Annotated in this window: 18 protein-coding genes; 6 read left to right on the top strand and 12 right to left on the bottom strand. The window is 37.7% G+C overall.

What is annotated here, in order from left to right; all coding sequences use genetic code 11:
• Positions 1-44 precede the first annotated feature (44 nt).
• From OSH00_RS05220 to ybaK, 6 genes are all read right to left on the bottom strand, one after another.
• Positions 45-1,886, bottom strand: coding sequence for an IucA/IucC family protein (locus OSH00_RS05220; RefSeq protein ID WP_266129543.1), 1,842 nt, complete (start codon positions 1,884-1,886; stop codon positions 45-47).
• Positions 1,883-3,352, bottom strand: a complete 1,470-nt coding sequence (locus tag OSH00_RS05215; RefSeq protein ID WP_266129542.1) for a lysine N(6)-hydroxylase/L-ornithine N(5)-oxygenase family protein — start codon at positions 3,350-3,352, stop codon at positions 1,883-1,885. The genes OSH00_RS05220 and OSH00_RS05215 overlap by 4 nt, the downstream gene beginning before the upstream one ends.
• Positions 3,345-5,132 (bottom strand): IucA/IucC family protein, encoded by a 1,788-nt coding sequence (locus tag OSH00_RS05210; RefSeq protein WP_266129541.1) that lies wholly within the window; start codon positions 5,130-5,132, stop codon positions 3,345-3,347. Before OSH00_RS05210 ends, OSH00_RS05215 begins: the two co-directional genes overlap by 8 nt.
• A 334-nt stretch (positions 5,133-5,466) precedes the next feature.
• A complete protein-coding gene (locus OSH00_RS05205; protein WP_266129540.1) occupies positions 5,467-5,889 on the bottom strand; it encodes an energy transducer TonB family protein in 423 nt (140 codons plus the stop codon).
• Positions 5,890-5,984: 95 nt separating this feature from the next.
• On the bottom strand, positions 5,985-6,512 hold the full coding sequence (locus tag OSH00_RS20525; RefSeq protein WP_266129539.1) for a DUF4189 domain-containing protein: 528 nt from the start codon (positions 6,510-6,512) through the stop codon (positions 5,985-5,987).
• A gap of 318 nt (positions 6,513-6,830) precedes the next feature.
• Complete coding sequence (gene ybaK / locus OSH00_RS05195; protein WP_196076429.1) at positions 6,831-7,298, bottom strand: Cys-tRNA(Pro) deacylase; 468 nt, start codon at positions 7,296-7,298, stop codon at positions 6,831-6,833.
• A 159-nt stretch (positions 7,299-7,457) separates the two neighbouring features.
• On the opposite strand from ybaK, the gene OSH00_RS05190 reads away from it, so the two are divergent.
• The 6 genes from OSH00_RS05190 to OSH00_RS05165 all read left to right on the top strand — a co-directional run bounded on the left by OSH00_RS05190 (position 7,458) and on the right by OSH00_RS05165 (position 13,743).
• Entirely contained in the window at positions 7,458-8,093 is a 636-nt protein-coding gene (locus OSH00_RS05190; RefSeq protein ID WP_266129538.1) for a CDP-alcohol phosphatidyltransferase family protein, read from the top strand.
• Positions 8,094-8,122: 29 nt separating this feature from the next.
• Entirely contained in the window at positions 8,123-9,871 is a 1,749-nt protein-coding gene (locus OSH00_RS05185) for a bifunctional alpha/beta hydrolase/class I SAM-dependent methyltransferase (protein ID WP_266129537.1), read from the top strand.
• 78 nt (positions 9,872-9,949) lie between these two features.
• Complete coding sequence (locus OSH00_RS05180; protein WP_266129536.1) at positions 9,950-11,305, top strand: phosphatase PAP2/dual specificity phosphatase family protein; 1,356 nt, start codon at positions 9,950-9,952, stop codon at positions 11,303-11,305.
• The gene (locus tag OSH00_RS05175) at positions 11,302-11,730 is read left to right on the top strand and encodes a hypothetical protein (protein ID WP_266129535.1); all 429 of its coding nucleotides are present in this window, start codon (positions 11,302-11,304) and stop codon (positions 11,728-11,730) included. The genes OSH00_RS05180 and OSH00_RS05175 overlap by 4 nt, the downstream gene beginning before the upstream one ends.
• 331 nt (positions 11,731-12,061) lie before the next feature.
• Positions 12,062-12,802 (top strand): lysophospholipid acyltransferase family protein, encoded by a 741-nt coding sequence (locus OSH00_RS05170; RefSeq protein WP_196077656.1) that lies wholly within the window; start codon positions 12,062-12,064, stop codon positions 12,800-12,802.
• Positions 12,799-13,743 carry a phosphatidate cytidylyltransferase gene (locus OSH00_RS05165; RefSeq protein ID WP_266129534.1) on the top strand — a complete coding sequence of 315 codons (945 nt, stop codon included), beginning with the start codon at positions 12,799-12,801 and terminating at the stop codon, positions 13,741-13,743. The genes OSH00_RS05170 and OSH00_RS05165 overlap by 4 nt, the downstream gene beginning before the upstream one ends.
• Before the next feature lie 19 nt (positions 13,744-13,762).
• Here OSH00_RS05165 and OSH00_RS05160 read toward each other — a convergent pair whose 3' ends face one another.
• The 6 genes from OSH00_RS05160 to OSH00_RS05135 are packed head-to-tail and all read right to left on the bottom strand — an operon-like array spanning position 13,763 to position 22,676.
• The gene (locus OSH00_RS05160; RefSeq protein WP_266129533.1) at positions 13,763-14,593 is read right to left on the bottom strand and encodes a putative type VI secretion system effector; all 831 of its coding nucleotides are present in this window, start codon (positions 14,591-14,593) and stop codon (positions 13,763-13,765) included.
• Positions 14,590-15,423 carry a putative type VI secretion system effector gene (locus tag OSH00_RS05155; protein WP_266129532.1) on the bottom strand — a complete coding sequence of 278 codons (834 nt, stop codon included), beginning with the start codon at positions 15,421-15,423 and terminating at the stop codon, positions 14,590-14,592. The genes OSH00_RS05160 and OSH00_RS05155 overlap by 4 nt, the downstream gene beginning before the upstream one ends.
• The gene (locus OSH00_RS05150; protein ID WP_266129531.1) at positions 15,420-16,244 is read right to left on the bottom strand and encodes a putative type VI secretion system effector; all 825 of its coding nucleotides are present in this window, start codon (positions 16,242-16,244) and stop codon (positions 15,420-15,422) included. The genes OSH00_RS05155 and OSH00_RS05150 overlap by 4 nt, the downstream gene beginning before the upstream one ends.
• Before the next feature lie 15 nt (positions 16,245-16,259).
• Positions 16,260-19,097 carry a T6SS effector BTH_I2691 family protein gene (locus OSH00_RS05145; RefSeq protein ID WP_266129530.1) on the bottom strand — a complete coding sequence of 946 codons (2,838 nt, stop codon included), beginning with the start codon at positions 19,095-19,097 and terminating at the stop codon, positions 16,260-16,262.
• Between the two features lie 10 nt (positions 19,098-19,107).
• Positions 19,108-20,055 carry a hypothetical protein gene (locus tag OSH00_RS05140; protein WP_266129529.1) on the bottom strand — a complete coding sequence of 316 codons (948 nt, stop codon included), beginning with the start codon at positions 20,053-20,055 and terminating at the stop codon, positions 19,108-19,110.
• Positions 20,052-22,676 carry a type VI secretion system Vgr family protein gene (locus OSH00_RS05135; RefSeq protein ID WP_266129528.1) on the bottom strand — a complete coding sequence of 875 codons (2,625 nt, stop codon included), beginning with the start codon at positions 22,674-22,676 and terminating at the stop codon, positions 20,052-20,054. Before OSH00_RS05135 ends, OSH00_RS05140 begins: the two co-directional genes overlap by 4 nt.
• Positions 22,677-22,751 lie beyond the last annotated feature (75 nt).

Here is a 22,751-nt window from a genome sequence, read left to right as displayed (position 1 = left end):
TTGATAAAATATATTACTTCAATATTTAAGATTCAATTTGGATACTATGCAGACAGACTTGCTGAATGCTTTTGAGTAAAATGCTGTTGTTGCAACTGTTGTTCCGCCCACTGCTGCAATGTGGTTGGACTGACAGGATTTGCGATCAAATCCAAAAAAACAGGAACAGGACGTTCAGCTTCATCGTTATAACTGGTGGTAAACAGACGCACACGGTTTAGACAGATCTTGTCGTACTGGCTTCTAAACATTGCAAATTTGTCAATACGTGCCGATAGTTCAGGATGCTGTTGATGAAATTCAGCAATCACATTCGAAATTGTTTGCCAAAATTCCACTTCGCTATGCGCTGGGAAGTCCTGTAAAAATACATTACAGATATAACGGTAATGCACCATGAATAAACCTGTAAAAATAAAGTGACTGAGTTCCAAGGCCGAATGTCGAAGTAATATTTTTCCTTCTTCTGGCAGTCCGGATAGTTCTGGGAAATCTTCATCCACTAGGTTGATATCATCAATAAAGTCTTTTAATACCATTGCTTGAGGTCTACCATTTTCATGGATCAGCATGGTATTTTCACCATGTGGGGAAAAGGCTAGACCATATTTATATAAACAAATCAGTAAGGGCGTTAAACTTACAACGGCAAATTGCTTTAACCACGCCAATGGTGTTAATCCCGAAGCTTGAATCAGCACCTCAAGAATAGATTTACCGTGAATATCTCGATGTAATAACGCAGCTTGAGAGAGCACTTGCTGATGATCTTCGACAAAAGGATCTATACTTTCTCGCCACAGGCAACCAAATAATTCCTTGAATTGATAAGGTGCACCTTCGATTTGATCATAACAAGGCTGCTGTATGGTCAATGTTGCGACTTCACCGAGAAACACCACACCCGTATTTTGTAAATCTGTATCTTCATCGAGCATTTTTTTTAGCCAAGCTGTCACTGCAGGTGCTGCGAGGTTTCGTTTCGACGGCAAACCTCGGTAAACTGCTGTATTAAAAATACTCACCGGCAGTTTAATGTAATGACGTTGTGTGTTTGATGTATTGCATAATGTCCGAATGGACTGCATTGGTACATAATCATCTTGGCCAATATCAAGCTCTACAATTCGCTGATGAACAATTTCATTGCTATAAGTCGGTACAATCCATTGATGCCATTGCCAAGCATGCACAGGAATTAAAAAATAGTCTTCGGCATTTAAATTCAGGCTATGCATTTTTTCACGGAAGCGTTCAAGTTCCTCAGCATCAAATTCATGCCGATATAGATCAGTAGCTTGCCATTCATTGGTGGAACGAAACTCCGCCAAATCAGCATGTACAGCCAACCAAAGTAGTTTTACTGTGGGTGAAATTTCGGGGGCTGCACTGAGATAGTCATCATAACCAAAGCCCATACGCCCCTTACTCATGATGAGCCATGGATGTCCACGTAACATCCCTTCAATCTTATGGTGTGATTCTGTAAGTACCGCAGTACTATTTAAGCGCTTTTCATCAAAGACATGTGCTTCTGCAAGCCAGGTATTATTCATTTCTTTGATCAAATAGGCTTTGGTAAAGGGTTTTACTTGGGCTTGATTTGAAAATGCTGCAATGAATTGGTGTAAATTCCAAGCCACTTCAATGGCGTCTTGATTTACATTGCGGACAGAACCTTCTTCAATCCACCAATGTCCCATTAGATATTTTCTGCCATTAAACTGATAGCACTGATCATCCAGAGTGATCTGGAATAAATTGCCTCCCATGTGGTCTGCCTGAATAATTTCCTCATATAAAAATTCAGCAATTGCCATTTCGATCAGGCGTTGTCCTGCACTACGCCACTGCTTCTGGTTAATTTTTAACTGGGCAAAATTCATATGCTTTTCTCAATATTTGAATATCGTTGTTGGTTTTGTTTATGCTGGGCACATTGCGGTAAAGTTGCTGATGTGGTTTTCAGGTTTTTTGCCGAATGCTCAATCTCTTTAGTCGGTCTGTAAGACTGTATCGCTGGATTTTTTGAAATCACTTGAACCTGTGGATTTTGGAAAGGATCAAAATGTTGAAAACATTGTGATTGCTCAGGAAGATCATACAAGGCATAACCGCATAGCTGATTGGCAATCGTTGCTGCACGATATGCCCCCAAGCCCAAGTCTGGTGTACCGACACCGTGACTGTGCATTTCCATATTCTGTACATAGATTTCGCCTACACCTGTATATGCAGTACGATAGTCTATAGTGATATCCCAATGTCCTTGTGCATTGGTCTGGATCAGCGGTTTAATATGTTTGAGGAACTCAAACTCTGGACTCATATAACCTGTCGCACAAACGACATAATCACTGTCAATGCTGAAATGATTTAAGCTAACACGATCCTGAAAAATCAGTTTGATTTTCCCTTCAGATGTCAATGCTGCATCTATTAAATTAGACTGACTATGTAAATGTGTCGCCAGCTGTTGATTGGCAATATTTCGATGGTAAAGTTTTTTATAGATTTCTCGAATGGTCTGGGCACTAATACCTTTATAGAGATATGCCTGTTTTCCTAATTGCAAATCTTTATTTAAATCATCAAACTTATAAAAATGCTGAATATAATCTGGACTGAAATGCTCTAAACCCAAAGGCGTATATTCCATCGGGAAAAAGCCATTGGCACGTGTCAACCAGTTTAGGTTGAACTGAGGTTTAGACACTTGATCGAATCGGTACTGACGATCAAATAAATCCAAAAATATTTCAGCTGCTGACTGCCCAGAACCTAGAACCACCACATTGCCTTGTAAATCTTGTTTTGAATGCTCAAGATAGTCTGCTGAATGCTTGCAGCGTTCAGGGTGCTCCTGCATGAACTTGCGCATACATTGCGGTACATAAGGAGCGTTACCAGCCCCCAATACAAGATTTCGACAATTGTAACGTTGTTGAATACCATCTTGATGCACAGACACCTCAAAGCCATAGCTTTTAGGAATAATATCCGTCACTGTCGACAAATACTGAATACACTCAAGTTGATCCGCCACCCATTGACAATAATCGTTATATTCCTTACGTGGAATATGGGGCTGTTCAAGAAAATAAAACTTGTATAAGCGTTGTTGATCTTTTAAATAATTGAGAAAACTAAATGGACTGGTTGGATCTACCATGGAGACCAAATCTGCCATAAATGGAACCTGCAACAAGGTATTCGGTAACTGCATCCCCGCATGCCAATCGAACTGCTGCTTTTTTTCGAAAAAGAGATATTGCAAATCAGATTTTTTATGTAACAGGCTGGCCAGACTTAAATTAAACGGACCTAAGCCAACAGCAATAAAATCAAGCATAGATGGCATCCTTCTGTTTAAGACATAGAGGATTGGGCAATTGGACATACACTGATTGCTGTTCAACGGGAGCGATCAGCTCATCCAATTCATATAAACGCGTCAGTAAATTACCTTTATATGGCAACGTTGGCTGATATAACAAAGCGTGCAGTAAAGTACTTTCAGGATATTGTTTGAGCAAGTCAGATAATTTATCCTGCAGCACATGAATGAGCCTTTGCTCAGAAATACTGCCTGTTGCACCGATTGCATTGATAATGCCGAAAATAGTATTGCCAAAGAAATAGTAGCTAAACCGTTCATCTACAAAAGACTTCGGTCCAACAGCATGTGCTTTTTCATCAAGCTCAGGAAATTCTTTTAATATTTCAGTCGCATATTCTTCGATATAGTAAAACCCCTGATTGTCTCTTAACCATAAATTTTTAGGGTAGGCATTTTCCAACTCAACCAAGACATTCTGTTGATGCGATTCAAATGCCATGCCGTAACGATGATAGAGATACATCATTGGCACTAAACTGATTTCCAAGAACTGCTTAAACCAATTTAATGCAATTTGTTCAATATTGTGCTGAGGCTCAGCTTGAGCAATTTCTTCAAACAAATGATCAAAACGATTTAAATCCTTTTCAGGATGATCCTGACATAAAGATGCAATACAGGTGACCTGCTGCTTTTTGTCAAAAGGTTGATCTCTGAAAATACAGATGGTTTCATTGACAATACTTTCTCCCAGCTTCAACGCAGTCCATGCCGGATCATTGACCGCTTTAAGCGTAGGACAATGTTCAACAATCGACTGCCCCATCGGCCCATGCCACAAGCGATGGGTCATTTCACCACGATGGCACTCTTTGGCTAAATTGATGCGGATTGAATTGGTAATCATCACTGACAAGGACGGCTTGACCATCCACGGCGCGGCATAACTGGCTAAAGTTCTTACTGAAGTTGTAGCTGAAAACTGCCAAGCTTTTTCACCAAAATCGATCAATTTTTTTTTGGCTGTTAATTCCTTGTACCAGTCTTTACTTTGTAAATATCGCGCTTGCCAAGGATGTAGAGGCAGTAACTTATAGCTTGAATAGGTATTCAGTAATGTGATTTCAGCTTCATTTAAATACCATTGTATCTTTTGCTTGAGTTGTGATGTGATGTCCTCTTCACAAGAAGCATTGCTTTCAGCGACATATTCTGGTGCAACCAACCAGTAGTACAACTGGGTTTGACCTTGATGTTCAGGAGAAAATTTCCGCCAGTCTTCATGTATAAATCCCAACCTACTTTTAGGTGCGGGATGCATGCTGTGCCCTAGAATTAATGCTTGTTCTGATTGAATGAAATCCTGTTTTGCCTGAATCAAGCGATCAAAATCAGGCTCTCGATGTGTTAAAAACTGGAGCAATGCATCGCGACTTTGAATCCACTTTTCCACCAGTGATGCACAATCCAGTGTTTGTGAAGCATTTTGTACCAATTCTTCCAACAGTAAGCTGACCATCGCAATTGCACTAAACTGCTGTAGTTGGCCTCTAGTAAATACTTGCGGAAGTCTGGCGATTCTATGTCTGCCAACAAAACTGCTATATGACAATGGAACAAATAATTGAGATTGAATTGATTCCAAAGGAATTACTAACAACGTCAAGCCTTGGCTAAACGTGAGTTGAGTAGAATTTTGTTGATATTTTTCAAGTAAAATTCCACTGCCTGTTTCTTGTGAGTATGCATTGATTAGGTGCTGCATCGCCAAACGGCTGGCAAGCTCTTTCATCTGACCATATCCTCTATACAAGACTTTTTACTGCACTAAAAAGTTCTAAATTTAATTTATGTTTTTTCTTGGATCATGCTGTCATGCCCAGCACAAATCGATCTTAATGTTAATAATTCTCATTTAAGAATGCAATTTTGTATTTTTCATGTATTAGGATAGTTAATTTGATGATTTTATGAATTTTTATTGTAAATCGTATTTTTTATGAACATCCCTATCTTAAAATTTTTAATGGTATTAAATGATAATATTCTCATTTAGGATTGAGAGATTTCATGAAAATTTTCATTAAATTGCATTATTTAAGTTATTTCGTGCTTAATATCACAAATTAGTTTAAAAAATACAATGAAGTGATAAAACGGAATGGAAAACGGGTATCGGGTTTAAAATTATAAGTCATCTTGGCTTTTTTAGCTGCATTCAAGATTTCATCGGTTTTAAAATCAGTGATATTAGCATCCAAGATGTTTACATCAATCACATTCCCATTTTCATTCACCCAAAATTCAAGTTCTACAAAGTAATGTTCTTTATTTAGCGTTTTATGAACATATTCAATTTCTTCAGCACTGAAATGTGGATTTACTGGTATAACCCATTCTGGTTGAATACGTGGAGTATAAAACTCATCTTTATCTACAACCATGCCATTTTTGCCCATAATGAGCCGATTAATAAAATTATATGCATAAGCTGACTGTAAAGATGAAATTAATATAATGAAAATCAAACCTGCTAATTTGTTTTGCATAAGATTAACTTTTTATTCTCATTTGAAAACAATGCATGGTAACTGATCTATAAATTTTTTAAAATCCTACACTTTGCCCAATCTTGGCAATGCATTTACAAACTACATCCAGAATAAACAATACGACATGACTGCTGATTGCTTAAAGAGCAAAACAATAGTGCAGCATCCTTGGCCTTATCCTCTGAAACATTATATTTTATTTCGGATTTTTGCCCGCCATTGATTGGATCCGCCACGGCAACACAACCATTTTTATAGGTATGCGTAAGCTCACACTTTTGTACAGCATGCTGTTGACATGCTTTTAATGCATCAGCTTGCGCCTCATCTTTAGCTTTATGGTTTTTTGAAAAACCAACCGAACGCCCCTTTAATTCCCTGCCTTTTTCTTCCGCAATTGCTCCCCATAAGTTTTCAGCCATAGGATACAGTGCTGGACTTTGATTATAATTTCCACCGCCTCCACCTGGAATCGGCGCACAGCCTTGAACACCTTGCCCACCAACTGGATAATATCCCGAAGGACAATTACCTTCAGCATGACTATAGGAAATTCCTAAAAAAATTAAGAGACCGATAAAAATAGGAAATTTAAAAATCTGATGTTTGGTTATGATCACTTTATCTATTCCTTTGGGAAGTGAAATGTTGAATAAAACTTATGCATCTTTTTTAATGTTATCAATTTGTCACTGATCGAGCATAAATCAAAAAATTATTTCCAGCCTATTATGCTACAACAATCATGTAAATTATTTTGTAATTATTCTATTTTGACAAGAAGTATAATTAGGCATAAAAGCTAACTTTTCATTTTGGAAAATAGTTGAAATCATTGATGATTCAGCAGAATTATGTTGATGGTTTATATAGAAAGCAATTTTGACGAAATAATAAAAATATTTTGAGTGACATTTTAAAACTTCTTTCAGGATTGCTTACTCATCCAAAACATCAACAAAATTTGCACCCAAAACTCGTGCTAAATCCTGAGGATTAAGTCCGATATCAAGTCCTCGTTTTCCGCCACTTACATAAATTTTTGCAAATGCCTCTGCACTTTCATCAATGACCGTTTTTAAACGTTTTTTCTGACCAACTGGACTAATACCGCCAACCAAGTAACCTGTTAAACGTTCTGCATCTTTTGGATCTGCCATATGCAATTTTTTACAGCCAAAAGCATTCGCCACTTTCTTCAAATTCAGTTGATGATTGACGGGGAGTACTGCAACGAAATAATTTTTGTCATCCGTTACCATGAGTGTTTTAAACACTTCTTTCACGTCCAATCCCAATTTTTCTGCAGCTTCTAAACCAAAACTTTTTGCATTCATGTCATGTTCATATTCATGAATAGAAAATTCAATTTTATTTGATTTTAAAACTTTACAGGCTGGTGTCATAAGATCAACAAGAGGTGGAAATTAAAAAGATATTGTAATTATAGGACGATTGCTCAAAATTTTAAATTCGTTTTCAACATTGATTGCTCAAAATTATCACTTGTAAAATCTTGAACAACCTGATTAAAATCATCTCAAAGACTTCATTTTAATAGAACAATGCCATCTATCTATCAATTAAAACCAGCATTTCAAAACTTATTGCGCCCTTTGGTACAATGGCTTTTCAAGCGCGGTGTTACTGCAAATCAAGTTACACTTTTTGCGATGTTTATTTCATTGGGTTTAAGCATTTTTTTATATGTGTATTATTTGAATCATCCTGTGAATTGGTGGTTATTACTGTTTCCATTATGGATGCTGATTCGAATGGCATTTAACGCAATTGATGGCATGTTGGCACGAGAGTTTAACCAACAATCCAATTTAGGTGCTTTTTACAATGAATTAAGCGATGTAGTTGCAGATACAGCACTTTATGTTTGCTTGATTGCATTTGGCTTTATCCATGCAAAGCTACTGTTATTGGTGGCTTTTCTTGCCATTTTAAGTGAATACACTGGCGTAATGGCTCCATTGATTGGACAACAACGTCGTTATGATGGCCCGATGGGAAAAAGTGACCGTGCATTTTGGTTTAGCTTAATTACAATGCTGATTATGGTTTTTCCATTGTTCAATACAAATTTACAACTACTCAGTTTAATCTGTAATGGCATACTCAGTCTCATGGGTGTGTTACTTGCTTTAACAATCTATAACCGAATTAAAAATAGTTTAAAAACAGCTTCATAAAATAGTTTCATCTTTCAGGGTAAATTACTATGTATAACAATAGCCACCACACCTTCACCAGCCACGATGGTACTGCATTGTTCTATCAACATTGGGCAACACAATCAGCATCCGAAACCAAAAAAGCCATTATCCTATTTCATCGTGGACACGAACACTCTGGTCGAATGGCACATCTGGTTGAAGAGCTTAATCTACCAGATTTTGATTTTTTTGCATGGGATGCCCGTGGTCATGGCGACTCACCAGGTGAACGTGGAGATGCCCCGAGCTTTTCTGCCTGTGTAAAAGATATTCAATATTTTGTCCAACACATCCAGCAAACGTATGCAATTGATCCAGAGAATATTGCTGTTGTAGCACAAAGTGTTGGTGCTGTACTTGCAGCCACTTGGGTACATGATTATGCACCTAAAATTCGTGCCCTGTGCTTAGCTTCACCTGCTTTTGACATCAAGCTTTATGTACCCTTTGCAGAACCAAGCTTAAGAGTTATGGAAAAGCTGCGCGGTAACTTCTTTATTCAAAGTTATGTGAAAGCCAAAATGCTCACTCATGATGAAGAACGTGCATCAAGCTATGATACGGATCCGAAAATTGCGAAAGCAATTTCAGTAAGAATGTTACTCGGGCTTTACGATGCTTCAAAACGTATCGTTGCTGATTCACAAAATATCTTTGTACCGACCCAAGTCTTATGTTCAGGTTCAGATTTCGTCGTTTTCCAAAAACCACAACGTGAGTTTTATCAAAAACTTCCACATCCTAAAAAAGAATTACACATTTTAGATGGTTTCTTCCACGATACATTGGGTGAAAAAGACAGACATATTGCAACGGAAAAAATACAACGATTTATTCAACAATGCTTTGCAACAGCATATCAGGCACCAGATGTTTTAAATGCCGATAAAATTGGTTCAAGCTGTGCGATTGCAGAAGATCTCAGTTCCCCATTACCCGCTAAATCAATAAAAAATGCATTTTGGGAATTGACCAAAAAGAACTTAAAAATTGGAAGCCATTTATCTCAAGGTTTAAAAATTGGTGAAGATACGGGATATGACTCAGGCAGTACTTTAGATTTTGTCTACCGCAATCAAACTGAAAGCACTAACCCGATTGGTAAAATCATTGATCGCCAATATCTGAATGCCATTGGTTGGCGTGGTATTCGAGTACGCAAACAGAATATTGAATCTTTACTACAAAAATATGCAGATATTCTGATTAAAAAACGCAAGCCGCTCCGGATTATGGATATCGCATCTGGACACGGGCGCTATATTTTGGATGCGGTTGCTCAATTGCCTAAACAACCTGATTCGATTTTGTTACGTGATTATAGTGACATCAATGTAAGTGCTGGTCAGAAAATGATTGCAGAACGTGGATTAAGTCATATCGCTGAATTTGTTCAAGCAGATGCTTTTGATGCAGCGTCATTAGCTTCGGTAAAACCAAAGCCTTCTCTGGCAGTGGTATCTGGTTTGTACGAACTGTTCAGTGACAATGATTTATTACGACAATCTCTTGATGGACTAAGTAAAGCAATACTTAAAGATGGCTATCTAATTTACACAGGTCAAATCTGGCACCCACAACAAGAGTTTATTGCTCGTGCGCTTACTTCACATCGCGAAGGTGATGCATGGGTAATGCGTTTGCGCTCACAGGCAGAAATGGATGCGTTGGTTGAAGCTGCCGGCTTTAAGAAGGTTGATCAGTGTATTGATGAGTTTGGAATATTTACAGTTTCAGTCGCACAAAAGCTATAAAAGCTGTTATTAGATTTCTTGGCTGAATAGTAATTTTATTCAGCCATCAATGCTGATTAAAATAATAATGGATGTCGTATGCCAACACTCATCAAAGAATCAGGAACCTGGAAATGGGGCTTGCTTTGCTTGGTTCTCCTTGCACCTTTCTTTTTCCTTACTTATGGCTTTGCAAATCAATACGCATCTGGGTTAACGGATGTTCCAAGTATTGTTTTTGACTGGGAAAAAAATATTCCGCTCTGGCCTTGGACCATTGTGCCTTACTGGTCGATTGACCTGTTTTATGGTCTATCCCTGCTACTGTGCTGGAACAAGTTTGAACTCAAACAACAGGCTCTCAGACTGTTTTTAGCACAAGTGATTTCGATCAGTTGCTTTTTACTGTTCCCATTAAAATTCAGCTTTGAACGACCTGCTTTGGATGGTTTTTTCGGTCTTTGGTTTGATGTTCTTATGGGCTTCGATAAACCTTTTAACCAAGCGCCTTCTTTGCATATTGTTCTATTGGTGATCCTATGGGATTTTTATCGTCGACATGTACAAGGCTCATGGAAATACTTGGTGGACTTTTGGAGTGCGTTGATCGGACTGTCCATCCTTACCACATGGCAACATCATTTTATCGACCTTCCTACAGGGATTTTAGTCGGAGCTTTGTGTTTGTGGTTATTCCCTATAACGGTTAAATCACCATTTAGAAAAGATGGCTTACAACAGCTAACGGCAAAACATTTAAAACTAGGCAGTTACTACCTGTGTGGAGCTGTAATTTTCTTGATCTTGGCATATGAATTAAGACCCTGGGGATTATGGCTAATCTATCCAGCGGTAAGCTTATTTATCGTTGCCCATAGCTATAGTTTTGTACGACCACACTTTTTCCAAAAACAAACCAATGGAAAAATGACCGTCGCTGCACAGATTCTACTTGCACCATACCTTATTTTTGCATGGCTCAATAGCCGAATTTGGACCAAAAAACATCCTGAAGATTCATTGGTGATTGATTCGGAAAATAGAAAAATCTTTATTGGGCGGATCCCCACTCAAAAAGACAGCCAAAAATATACCGCAATTTTTGATTGTGTTGCAGAGTTACCTTTAAACAGTGAATCTGAGTATCAACAGTATCCAAGCCTTGATTTGATTCCTTTACAAGCCAATCAGCTTGACTATGCAGTGAATCGGTTCAATCAGTTACTGATAAACATTGATCACAGTCCGTCACAAAATATTCTTGTCTGTTGTGCTCTTGGATATTCAAGAAGTAGTGCTTTACTCGCTGCTTGGTTAATGCAGCAAAATCAAGATGCAACTGTTGAAGACGTGATTGAAATTATTCGTAAAGCACGTCCGTGGGTGGTGCTTAAAGCTGTTCAAATTGAAGAGCTGCAAATTTATCAGCTTAAACTAAAAGGTTTAGCACCATGAAAATGAATTTCTTTGTGGTTGCTAAACTTTTGTTTGCAAGCACTGGTTTAATGTGTTCAGGTTATCTGGCATTTGCTTTATCTGTTTTTGCAATATTATTCAAAGGTTGGCAATCGTTTGAGTTTTGGATATTCATTGTCATTACATTATTGCTGATGGCTGCACATCATTATCTCTCTTTTAGAGTCAAATTTGATGCTCAATTGATTGAAATGATTGCAATACAATCCCAAACAGATACGATTGAAAATCTTACACAAGAGTTTGATCAAACTTTAGTGGAGATGAAACTACTCCCAGAGCATAAAATAGGTCGTGATTGGTCCCTGCGTTTTGCAGGTTGTTTTCGATTGATCAAATTGCAAATTGCACTCCTATTCATACAATATCTGGTTTTAGTGATTTTAATTTATCGAATTATCTAAGTTGGCTCCTTGGCTTAAGCAATCTTTGATGGTTAATTTTTAGATCAAAACTCAAACTAAGCTAGGGGCTAAAATGCCTATATTTGAAAGACTAAGATCGATAAATTGCTTTAAATTACGCTATGATTCAAAAAGTAAAAATGATAAATTAACAGTTAGATATAAATGATTTTTACTTTTTATTCAAAACTGTTAATTTAAAATCGATAATGAATATATCGTTGAATTCAATATAATTTTGTACTTTTGAAAAGTAGAGATTTGCTTTCTTATCATTTCATCATTCGTATGAATAGTACAAAAAATGATTTAATATCAATTGGCTTAAATAATGAATCAGTTACCTGAACAGCGTCCCCAACAAGATTTAAAAATAGAGAATAATGCGCCTGTGCAGAACAAAATGCAGGCTTTACAACCACCTCGTGGAAATTTAGCATCTAGTTCGATTGCTCGTTTTATTGCATTTCTAACCCGACGTGGTGCGCGCTTGATCACAGGTGCGCGCAGTTTGTGGATTGGTTGTCAGCCTGAAATGAAACAACGAATCTACTATGCCAATCATAACAGCCATATCGACTTTATTTTATTGTGGTCTTCACTTCCCAAATTAATGCGTCGAAAGACCAAACCTGTTGCTGCATCAGATTATTGGCTGAAAGATGGTTTCCGCCAGTTTTTGATAAAAGATACTTTTAATGGGGTCACCATTCAACGTAACCGTGAAGATGGTTCAGATCCATTACAGCCCGTAAAAGATGCTCTCGCACAAGGATATTCGATTATCTTCTTCCCTGAAGGTACACGTAATTTGGACGATGATGTTGAATTACTGCCATTTAAGAGTGGTTTATATAACCTGCATAAGCAATTCCCTGAAATTGAAATTGTACCTGTTTGGATTTCAAACTTAAGACGTGTCATGCCTAAAGGCTCTTTTATACCTTTGCCTCTGTTATCTACAGTATGTTTTGGCTGCCCTTTAGAGCAACATTTAGAGATGGATAAGACCGCTTTTATTGACTATGCCCAAAAACAGTTACTACAATTAAAAGAGGTTGAAAATCAATGATTCTTGATAATCTATATAAGACCTATCTTTTATTTGGCATTTTTGCGGGCATTTTGGTTTTTGCCTCCTCAGTGGGATTTATTCTTAAACAAAAAGCGGGACATCAGCCTGCGCCAGTCATTGATAACTTAAATGCTCGAATCAATGCTTGGTGGGTGATGTTAATTGTCATTGGTGCGGCAATTCTTCTTGGTCAAACTGCATTTATTATCTTATTTGGCATTATTTCGCTTTTTGCATTGCGTGAGTTTATCAGTTTGTTGCCAACACGGCGTGGTGATTACTTTCCGTTGTTGATTGCTTTTTATTTTGTGATTCCATATCAATACTATTTAATCGCTATCGACTGGTATGGCTTATATTCTATTTTTATTCCATTGTATGTGTTTTTACTGATTCCGATTGCCAGTTTAAAACAAGAAGACACCAAGCATTTTCTTGAACGCAGCTCTAAAATTCAATGGGGTTTGATGGTCTGTGTTTTCTGTATCTCTCATGTCCCTGCACTACTTAATTTAAAGCTACATGGTTTTAAGGGTGAACCAATTTGGCTGGCAATCTGGTTGATTATGGTTGTGCAGGCATCAGATGTTTTGCAGTATGTATGCGGAAAGCTTTTTGGCGAACACAAGGTTGCCCCTGTTTTATCTCCTTCTAAAACTGTAGAGGGTTTACTTGGCGGTATCATCCTCGCCACTGCTCTAGGTGTTGCTATGGCATGGCTGACCCCGTTTAGTTATTTACAGGCAGCATTTATTGGGCTTGTGGTGTGTATTTTTGGCTTCTTTGGTGGTTTGGTTATGTCTGCGATCAAACGTGATCGTGGCGTTAAGGATTGGGGACAATTGATTCATGGTCATGGTGGTATGCTAGATCGTATTGATTCTATTTGTTTCTCAGCACCGATCTTTTTCCATATTTTAAGATATTGGTGGAGTTAATCTGCCAATAAATGGGTGGTTACTTAATACGTTTTTTCCCATATTTTTCTTCATCATATTTTTTTGCTAGGTCTAAACGATAAGTGTATTGCTCCCAACGATCAGGATATTCATTCATTTTTATCTTATTCTTTCTATTGACTGATGAAACTGAAAAATCATTTAAACTTGCCATACTGGGTTTGTTAAATCCGAGTTTTTTTAGTATTGCTTCTAATTCTATACTTTGTTCATCAAAACTTGCGCCTACTCGCCAACCCATAAATATAAAAGCAATTAAAATTGTTAAAATTGTTAAAATCATATAATTTTCTAATAAACTATTAAATGCACCCATAAATGAAACTGTAATTATACCTATTAATAATGCCCCTCCTCCCATTATACCAAATAATTTTATTCCAAATATTCTATATCGAAGCCGTCCCTTAAACACTTGTTGTGCAGTCCATATATAATTGTTTTTTTGATCAATAATAGCTGATGCATAAGCATATTTATTTTGATCCGAAAGTGGTTCTGCAATGACTTTAACCATATCGCCTTTTTTAAATATGACCACTGGGAAACACCCTTTAAAGTAATGCTTTTGATTACTTTTATCAGTAACTTCGATGGCAAAATCACTGACCTCAATCCCTTCATCACTGGCAGCGAAACTGGCTAAAGCCGCATTTCCTATTTGTCCAACAAGTGCTGAACCCACTGCTATTGCACCTGTAGTCGTTTGCATATTGGCATTTAAGTTTTGCATGGTTTCACTGGTCAATAAGTCTGTGACTTCTCCTTCAACGATAAAAAGTCTTTCCGCCAATTCGTCAATGATTTGGTCTGTTTTTTTAAAACTCATTTTTTCCCATATTTTTCTTCATCATATTGTTTGGCTAAATCAATACGGTAGGTATAATCTTTCCAACGCTCATGGACGTATCCTTTATTATCTTCTTTATTTTTCCAACTCAAATCGTTGAGAGCATAATGTTGTAAATCCATTCGACTAGGTTTATTAAATCCTAATTTTTTTAATATTGCTTCTAATTCTATACTTTGACCATCAAAGCTAGCACCTACTCGCCAACCAATAAACAAGCAAATAAACATTATAATTAAAATATTTATTTGAATACCAAGCTTAGCCATTAACATTTGATCTAGTGAATCAGATATGAAGTAATCTAAGATGAGTTGTGCAAACATCACAAATACACAAACCGCCCCCGTCATCTTCATTCCAAATATTCTATATCGAAACCGCCCTTTTACTACTTCTTGACTAGTCCATATATAATTACTTTTTTGATCAATTATTGCAGTGGCTCGAGCATATTTATTTTGACCTGAAAGTGGTTCTGCAATCACTTTAACCTTATCGCCTTTTTTAAAGATCACTACAGGAAAACATCCTGTAAAGTAATGCTTTTGGTTATTGTGATCCGTGACTTCTATGGCAAAATCACTCACCTCAATACCTTCATCACTGGCGGCAAAACTGGCTAAAGCAGCATTCCCAATTTGTCCGACTAGTGCTGAACCAACCGCTATTGCACCTGAAGCCGTTTGCATATTGGCATTTAAGTTTTGCATGGTTTCGCTGGTCAATAAGTCTGTGACTTCTCCTTCAACGATAAAAAGCCGATCTGCCAATTCATCAATGATTTTGTCTGTTTTTTTTAAGCTCATTTTTTTCCATATTTTTCTTCATCATATTGTTTGACTAAATCGATACGATAGGTATATTGCTCCCAACGATCAGGATATTCATCCATCTTTACTTTATTCTTTCTATTGACTGAGGAAACTGAAAAGTTATTTAAACTAGCCATACTGGGTTTATTAAATCCTAATTTTTTTAATATTGCTTCCAATTCAACACTTTGCTCATCAAAGCTTGCACCTATTCGCCAACCAATACCAGTAAAAACAATAAGAGCAATTAAGGCTGTTATTTGAATTACTGTATCACTAAATAACATTTGATTTATAGAATCAGACATAAAATAATCTATGATTAGTTGTATACACATTACAAATAGAGATCCTCCCACCATCATCTTCATTCCAAAAATTCTATATCGAAGCCGTCCATTAAACACTTGTTGACCTGCCCATATATATTGATTTTTAGGTTCAATTATTGCTTTTACTATTGAATATTTTGTTGTAAAAGGTTCAGCTATAACTTTAACATTGTCACCAATTTTAAAAATAACTTCTGGGAAACATCCCTTAAAGTAATGCTTTTGATTATTTTTATCAGTGATTTCTAAAGCAAAATCACTGACCTCAATCCCTTCATCACTGGCGGCAAAACTGGCTAAAGTCGCATTTCCTATTTGCCCAACTAGGGCTGAACCCAGTGCTATTGCACCTGCACCCGTTTGCATATTGGCATTTAAGTTTTGCATGCTTTCACTGGTCAGTAAGTCTGTGACTTCTCCTTCAACGATAAAAAGCCGATCAGTCAGTTCATCAATGATTCGATCTGTTTTTTTTAAACTCATGTTATGACTACTCTTTTATGCAAATAAGGCTTGAAAATCTTCATCTTCTTGCTTTTCCGACATTAATTTATTGGTTTTTAATGCTCTAAAAGTAGAATATTCACACCAACGGCGAAGTTTGGTTGCTTCCATATATATAAAGAATGTAACTTCGATGACAGTTAAAACTAATCCGACACCACTTGCCCATGCTACTCCACGTAGTAATGCAATCCGAACAGCTTCTTCAGTTAATTTAGTAGCAATTAAACGCCCTCCTAAACGCTGAATCACAGGACTTTTACCAATTTCTTTTAAATAATTGATTAATGGGCTAATATAAGTCAATGCTGCTAATAAGCCGAATAAAGATGCCAATCCACCACTCAAACTTCTTAAAAAATAAAGTGCCATTAAAGAGCGATGTACAGTACCTATTTTATTTTTTTCTTCAAAGCCTTTTACTAAATCTAATACACAAGTAATACTTCCTGCAAAGGTACTTAAACTCCCTGCCGCCCATTTAATACCCGCTCTTTGAATATTTGCTGCACCTCGTGTTGCCGCTGCGCCTGCACCTGCATAAGATGCTTGTGTTGCAACCTCTCTGGCACCTTTCGCTAAACCATAAAAAATGTCTAAGCCAAATGCCATCAATGCCGAAACAGATGCCACCAATGCCGCAATTTGGACGTTATCCTTATATTTTCCAGAACTCAGCATATGCGTTAAATTAATCACCTCTAAAAATACCAGAATGCCTGATGCGCGTACCTGATGATAATTGTTGGTATGGTTCGCCATACCTTTACTACCCGCTTTTTCAATTTCTTCTAAAGTTAATGCCACTTGTTGCTTTTTTGCCATCGCATCATCGATCAATAGATCCAAAGAACGAATGGTAGCTTCTTTTGCATTTTTTGAAAGCTGACCACCGACTCTTTCACCAAGTTCAGGACTGAGTTTGATATTTCCAGAGTTTAATTTCTCAGGGTTTATATTATATACAACTTGATCAAATCTTAATTTTCCAGCCAAATCACCCATCTGAGCAAACAACAGTTTTTGCGAAATTGCAGTGACAAATCGACTTTCAGCAGTTGACCCCATGCCTGCCCGAAATACAACACGGGCAAAGTTAGAAACATACAGCATGACCTTTTTCTCAACTTTAGAAAATGCAATATTACCTTTATTTTTGTCTAGACCCTGATTCCTTGCCCATTCATCCCACGCAGAATCAGTTTTCTTTAAAAAGTCTATCGTGCCTTTCATGGCTTTTATACCAACAGCGGTAAAATCTGTTGCGGCTTTTTTTACTTCGTCATGCTTGGCTTTTGCTTCTACCTGATTACTATACAAACCACGTATAAATAAATTTTTACGCTCATAATCTGGCTTTTTAACCCAGTCATCCAACTGTTTTGCACCTGCTTCAGCACCTTCCATTCCAAATAGCATGGTCGCTACATGCGCTTTAAAAGCACATCCACTCTGTAAATCCTTTTGATCATAGGCATCTAAAGCATCCAATAAACTTTCAGAAACCACCCAATTTAAATGTTCTTGAGCACGTTGATTGGCAACCTTTAAAGCTGTGTCATATTTTTGAGCTACTTCCTGCTTAAACGCTTCAATTTCTTTATAGTTTAAATGATCAAGTAGAACTTTGCGGTCAGTTTGGTAATTGGCTTCCCCAACTTCTTCACCGTGACCCGCCCGTTTTTTCATGGTACGTTCATGTTCTTCGATCAACAATTTTTTGCTTCGTTCAAGTTGCTCTATTTCTGCTGTATTATTCCATTTCCTCGCATAGATAAGTCGTTGCTCAATCGCATTTAAATTGCTTTTATATCTTATTTCAATGGCGGGTGCTGTTTGTTCATGAATTTCATTTTCGCGCTGTACGATTTTTTCCTTATTTTTAAGCAATGAACCTTCTATGCTTTTCACGCGTTGCACGGAGTCCAGTTTACGCTGATTGGTGACACCATATTTATCTTTAGCTTCTAAATAGTCATCTACAGGGACATAAGCTTCATTTCGATATTCATTTAATTTTATTGTAATTCCAACGGGGTCATATAACACAACAGCTGAAAAAGCTTTCGGTTTCTCGGTGAATTTCGTCACGAGCTGCTTCCAACGATCAGTACCAAATGAAAAAGGCTGGCTGATACCACCCTTTAAGGTCGTGTTGTTTAAACAATGTTGCTGTTGAGACGTTCCTTTCGCCCATGCTGCAACATCTACAGACTGCCATTTGCCTGAACTGACATATTCATCCGCTTTGGCTTGATATTCTTTTCTTTTTGTATCAGTCATGGGCGCATGGGTATAAATCAAATACGCTTTTTCTGCCAAATTTGTTGCAATATATTCAACTGTAACAAATGAAGCAAATACCGCATGTTCATTTCCCTGACAGGCAAACTCAAGTACAGATACGGGTGCAGGTTTATCCAATGGGAAGGATGACAAATATCCCTTTGGCGTCACGATGTAGCCACTCCATTCATAACCTTTTTTTCTTTTGATCATGGCATACACATAACCAGAATCAATCATTTCAGTTGTATATTGTGAATACGACAAAGCAACGTTTTTTACATTTTTTCCAAGCTGCGGAGACAGTTGTGGCGCTTTGTCTTGAGTAACGCTGTAACGTAAAGGCAAGATCTGTAATCCTAATTTACGGCAAAAATTACATTGATCTTTACTGCCTTTTGCATCAGAAGTCTGTTGATTGACTTGTATCGCAGCATTTGCCGCTTTGGTAATTGCATTTGGTGCAGCCAAAATCTCTTCTTGCTGTCTACGTTGTTCTGCTTTTTTATTTTCTCTTCTTGCAAACGCTTCTTTATCACCACCCATATTATTCTCCTTATTCAATTATTTCCGTTTTAATTAATGCCCAAGCGTCTTCTGTAACAAAGTTCATCGCTTCAGTAAAATTATAATTTTCAGGTTCAGTATTCCAATATTGTTCGAGCACATTTACGACATGAGGATGTTGTATAAACCCCTGCCCAAGTAGCTCTGCATATAAACCATAACTCACTAAATCAATATATTTTTTAATATGATATTGCTCATGAGCTTGATATAAATTTTTAAGAATATTTTGAGGTATTAAATTATGACTATCGATCTGTTCCAATTCATGTGCTTTCCTAAAAACCATATTACTGATTTCAATCAGATCCAGTTGCAAAGACTGTTGTGCATTGATTTTGTTGATGGCTTTACGTTGTAATTTATTCTGCTCTATATTTTCCCAGCGGTAATACCCCGTTGGGTGGAAAAAATGCCATTGAGTAAAATTGCCCAATAAACTGTTCATTTGGGATTCATTAAATATTTGATCCAAATAAATCATGACCCGAGGATCATACCAACGAAATAAAATTTTGGACTCTATATCTTGCAACACCAATGACGTTTTAAATTTTCGATTTAATTCGTCATTGTCATAACTAGAACACCCAAAACCGTGAACTAAATATCGATCATTTGCAACATCACAATGCTTGAGTAAATGTTCAGCTAGCTCAAATCCAATGTCGTTTAAAATCTTGTTATCTATGATTTCAATAAAAAAAAGATTGGTGTCTTTGTATCCATTCCCCTTAGCCAAGGGAATATAAATGATCTGGTCAACTCTTAACTTATTTTTTAAATCATCAAAAATATCAGGAGCTAAAGTTTGATCAAGCAGAACAATAAGCCGTTCATGCTGCTGGAACACTGCCTGCATTTTTTGATAAATCATTTCTACTGAATGATTTTTAGGCAATATATTGGTCTGCTGTAGGTAATGCCCAGTTATCATAAGTTCACCTTCGCAGATCCATTTTGAGCAGCATGTCCTTGTTTTGCTGAACAATCGGGTAAATCTGTCGCAGGTGGGTTAATCGAAGCTGATGAAGTTAACTTTTGCTGCCCAGACTTCACCTCAAATAAACCACCAGTGGTTGCAAATACCCCAGAAGCATTGAGCTTTAATTCAGAGCCATCACTAATGAGCTTAATCTCTTTCGGACTGATGATATAAACCGTATCTTCAGTTGAAATGATTTGAATACCTTTACGTGCAATCAAATCAGCACCATCACCTTGCGCTTGTATTTCAACTTTGCCTTTGCCTGCATAAAGCCTTGCACCTTCCTGTGCTGCAAATAGGCTGATCTTAGCACTGGCATGAGCAAGTAAAGATTTTTGAGTACTCAGATTAATGCTTTCACCTGCACTTTGGCTGATCTGTCCATCTGAGGAAAGATGAATGTCTTCATTACTCGACAAGCCAATTGAATTCGGTGAAGTCAATATCATCACTGCCGACTTAAATGCGTCTACTTTTTTCGGATCTTGTTGAGCCAAAGTTTCGATAAAGCTTTTAATGTTTTCTAAAACCTCCAAAGGATCAGTCTGTTGATTCTTCGCAACTTCACTTAAAGCCTTGGTATTGTTTAAACTACTTTCTAACTGACTTTTAGCTTCTGCCGCATCAAGATGATTACCTGATGCCCCATCTTGTGCATGGGTACTCAGCAGTAAACCTTGTCCTGCCCGTAATGCACCCCATTGATCAGTTCTTAGCTCAAAACCCTCACCACGATCATCACTTTCCGCTGTATCTTTCGGATGACTGAGATTGCCAAGGTTGAGTTGACTGGCGCCATGACTGCTGTGTAACTGACTGCTGATCTGGTTGGTGGTATCGTCAAAACGCAGTTGATTATAGCCACTACCCTGATATTCCTTACTTTTAATCCCTGATAACTTTTTGGTATCAGGCAGTTTGCCTTTGTCATCGAACTTGGTCGGGCTTCGTTGTCCTTCATGGATTCGTCCCACCACAAATGGTCTGTCGATATTGCCATCAAAGAAGTCGATAACAACAATCTCTCCTATTCTCGGTAAGAATCGTGCGCCATAGCCTTCGCCTGCCCATGGCGTCAAGACATCGACCCAAGCCGAGTCGGTATCATTGTCATTCGAGCCTGCACCACCATCATGGCTGTGGTCTTCATTGCGGGTAAACAGGAAGCGAACCTTGATGCGTCCCCATTCATCCACATGGATTTCTTCTCCACTCGGACCAACCACTCTCGCTCGCATTGGATGGACTGCGGGTCTTTTAGTTAAGGGATTATATTCAGGAACAACCTTGATATTACGTCGTTGTAGCACCAACTGATTCGCTTGGCGTTCTTCGCTGTTGTTTACGGTGAGATGGGTGCGTTGCCAATCACTTTGTTTTAACAAAGTTTCGACTTGATGGCTCAAGTCTTTGGGTAAATTATTTTGGTTATAAAAGGTTTTGGAGATGATCAAGAACTGCTGATCGGCAGAATCTTTTAGCTCTAGGTTTGGATGTTGGTTAAGCTCAAAGTGATAACCAACCTGCGCATCTCGTACCGTCGATATTGCCGTGAATTGTTTGGCTTGGGCATCGTAGTAGTTGCTGAGGTTTTGGTTAAAGCGCTCAACCTGACTGTTACCCGAAGGCGTTGCACCATCCTCACCATTGAGGTCTGCAACCCATGCAGGACTATAGTGCCATACTTGTTCTAAACCTAAACTGGCATTGTCATAGTTATCACTGTGTTTGTGTGTGCTTAAGACATTGCCTGCACCTTCATCCGTATCCAATACATCAGCTTGCCAACGTTGGATATGCACTGAAGTTGGTTGAAGTGAACGTTGCCCTGTAAAACTGATCATCGAATCGCTTTTTTCTACTGCACTACTTCGATGGAAGCGGATGCTGCGTCGATCCAAACAGGTATACTGAGAATTATCATCAATCAAACGAAGCTTCTGAGGTTGGATGTGTTCGGTAAAACCGGAAACTTTAAGTTGTGCTTCATCAATTAAAGTGCACACGCTTTCCTCAGCGAGCAATCTTTGAACGAAGTCCGTATCTAGTTCATTGTGCTGCATAATGAACGGTCTAACATCATAGTCTTTGATTAAACCACTTTTATCCAGAGTCAAACTTGAAGCAAAGAGCTGAGATTTTTCTCGCCATTCATTAAATATCACTTCCACGACTTGCAAAGCAGACATATTCATAAACACACGCGAATTTCTACGCTGTTTCCAAAGTGCTGTTGGATCTTCTACGGTCAAACGATAAACTGTGAGAGCACCGTCAGAGGCACCTACCTCTGCTTTGGTGATAATGCCTGAAATTCGATTGAGCTCAGATCGATCATTGACAATATCAACAGCTACACGACAGCCGATAAAGTTTTTCAGCGCTATATCGTGTTTCGTAGACAAACAGATCAGTTGTAAATCAACACCGTCATTAATGGCATGTGTCCCATCAATACGCTGTAAAAATACTTGCTGATTGAGATCCGTATTTGAAAAAAATACATGGATTGCACGTTTTTGAGCAGTCAATCCAATTTGATCCAAAACAAAATAAATATTATTAAACATGAATTATTGTATAGTTGTTCTAAATTAGAAGCATATTACAAAAAAAGATTATATTTTGTCCATATTTAAATTTAT

Origin of the sequence: Acinetobacter nematophilus (assembly GCF_026344175.1) — a bacterium.
GTDB lineage: Bacteria > Pseudomonadota > Gammaproteobacteria > Pseudomonadales > Moraxellaceae > Acinetobacter > Acinetobacter nematophilus.
This window is presented reverse-complemented; position numbering and strand designations above follow the sequence as displayed.

Excerpts from the sequence above, each read along its gene's own strand:
- OSH00_RS05220 (WP_266129543.1), bottom strand. The coding sequence starts at position 1,886 with ATGAATTTTGCCCAGTTAAAAATTAACCAGAAGCAGTGGCGTAGTGCA.
- OSH00_RS05215 (WP_266129542.1), bottom strand. The coding sequence starts at position 3,352 with ATGCTTGATTTTATTGCTGTTGGCTTAGGTCCGTTTAATTTAAGTCTG.
- OSH00_RS05210 (WP_266129541.1), bottom strand. The coding sequence starts at position 5,132 with ATGAAAGAGCTTGCCAGCCGTTTGGCGATGCAGCACCTAATCAATGCA.
- OSH00_RS05205 (WP_266129540.1), bottom strand. The coding sequence starts at position 5,889 with ATGCAAAACAAATTAGCAGGTTTGATTTTCATTATATTAATTTCATCT.
- ybaK (WP_196076429.1), bottom strand. The coding sequence starts at position 7,298 with ATGACACCAGCCTGTAAAGTTTTAAAATCAAATAAAATTGAATTTTCT.
- OSH00_RS05190 (WP_266129538.1), top strand. The coding sequence starts at position 7,458 with ATGCCATCTATCTATCAATTAAAACCAGCATTTCAAAACTTATTGCGC.
- OSH00_RS05185 (WP_266129537.1), top strand. The coding sequence starts at position 8,123 with ATGTATAACAATAGCCACCACACCTTCACCAGCCACGATGGTACTGCA.
- OSH00_RS05180 (WP_266129536.1), top strand. The coding sequence starts at position 9,950 with ATGCCAACACTCATCAAAGAATCAGGAACCTGGAAATGGGGCTTGCTT.
- OSH00_RS05175 (WP_266129535.1), top strand. The coding sequence starts at position 11,302 with ATGAAAATGAATTTCTTTGTGGTTGCTAAACTTTTGTTTGCAAGCACT.
- OSH00_RS05170 (WP_196077656.1), top strand. The coding sequence starts at position 12,062 with ATGAATCAGTTACCTGAACAGCGTCCCCAACAAGATTTAAAAATAGAG.
- OSH00_RS05165 (WP_266129534.1), top strand. The coding sequence starts at position 12,799 with ATGATTCTTGATAATCTATATAAGACCTATCTTTTATTTGGCATTTTT.
- OSH00_RS05160 (WP_266129533.1), bottom strand. The coding sequence starts at position 14,593 with ATGAGTTTTAAAAAAACAGACCAAATCATTGACGAATTGGCGGAAAGA.
- OSH00_RS05155 (WP_266129532.1), bottom strand. The coding sequence starts at position 15,423 with ATGAGCTTAAAAAAAACAGACAAAATCATTGATGAATTGGCAGATCGG.
- OSH00_RS05150 (WP_266129531.1), bottom strand. The coding sequence starts at position 16,244 with ATGAGTTTAAAAAAAACAGATCGAATCATTGATGAACTGACTGATCGG.
- OSH00_RS05145 (WP_266129530.1), bottom strand. The coding sequence starts at position 19,097 with ATGGGTGGTGATAAAGAAGCGTTTGCAAGAAGAGAAAATAAAAAAGCA.
- OSH00_RS05140 (WP_266129529.1), bottom strand. The coding sequence starts at position 20,055 with ATGATAACTGGGCATTACCTACAGCAGACCAATATATTGCCTAAAAAT.
- OSH00_RS05135 (WP_266129528.1), bottom strand. The coding sequence starts at position 22,676 with ATGTTTAATAATATTTATTTTGTTTTGGATCAAATTGGATTGACTGCT.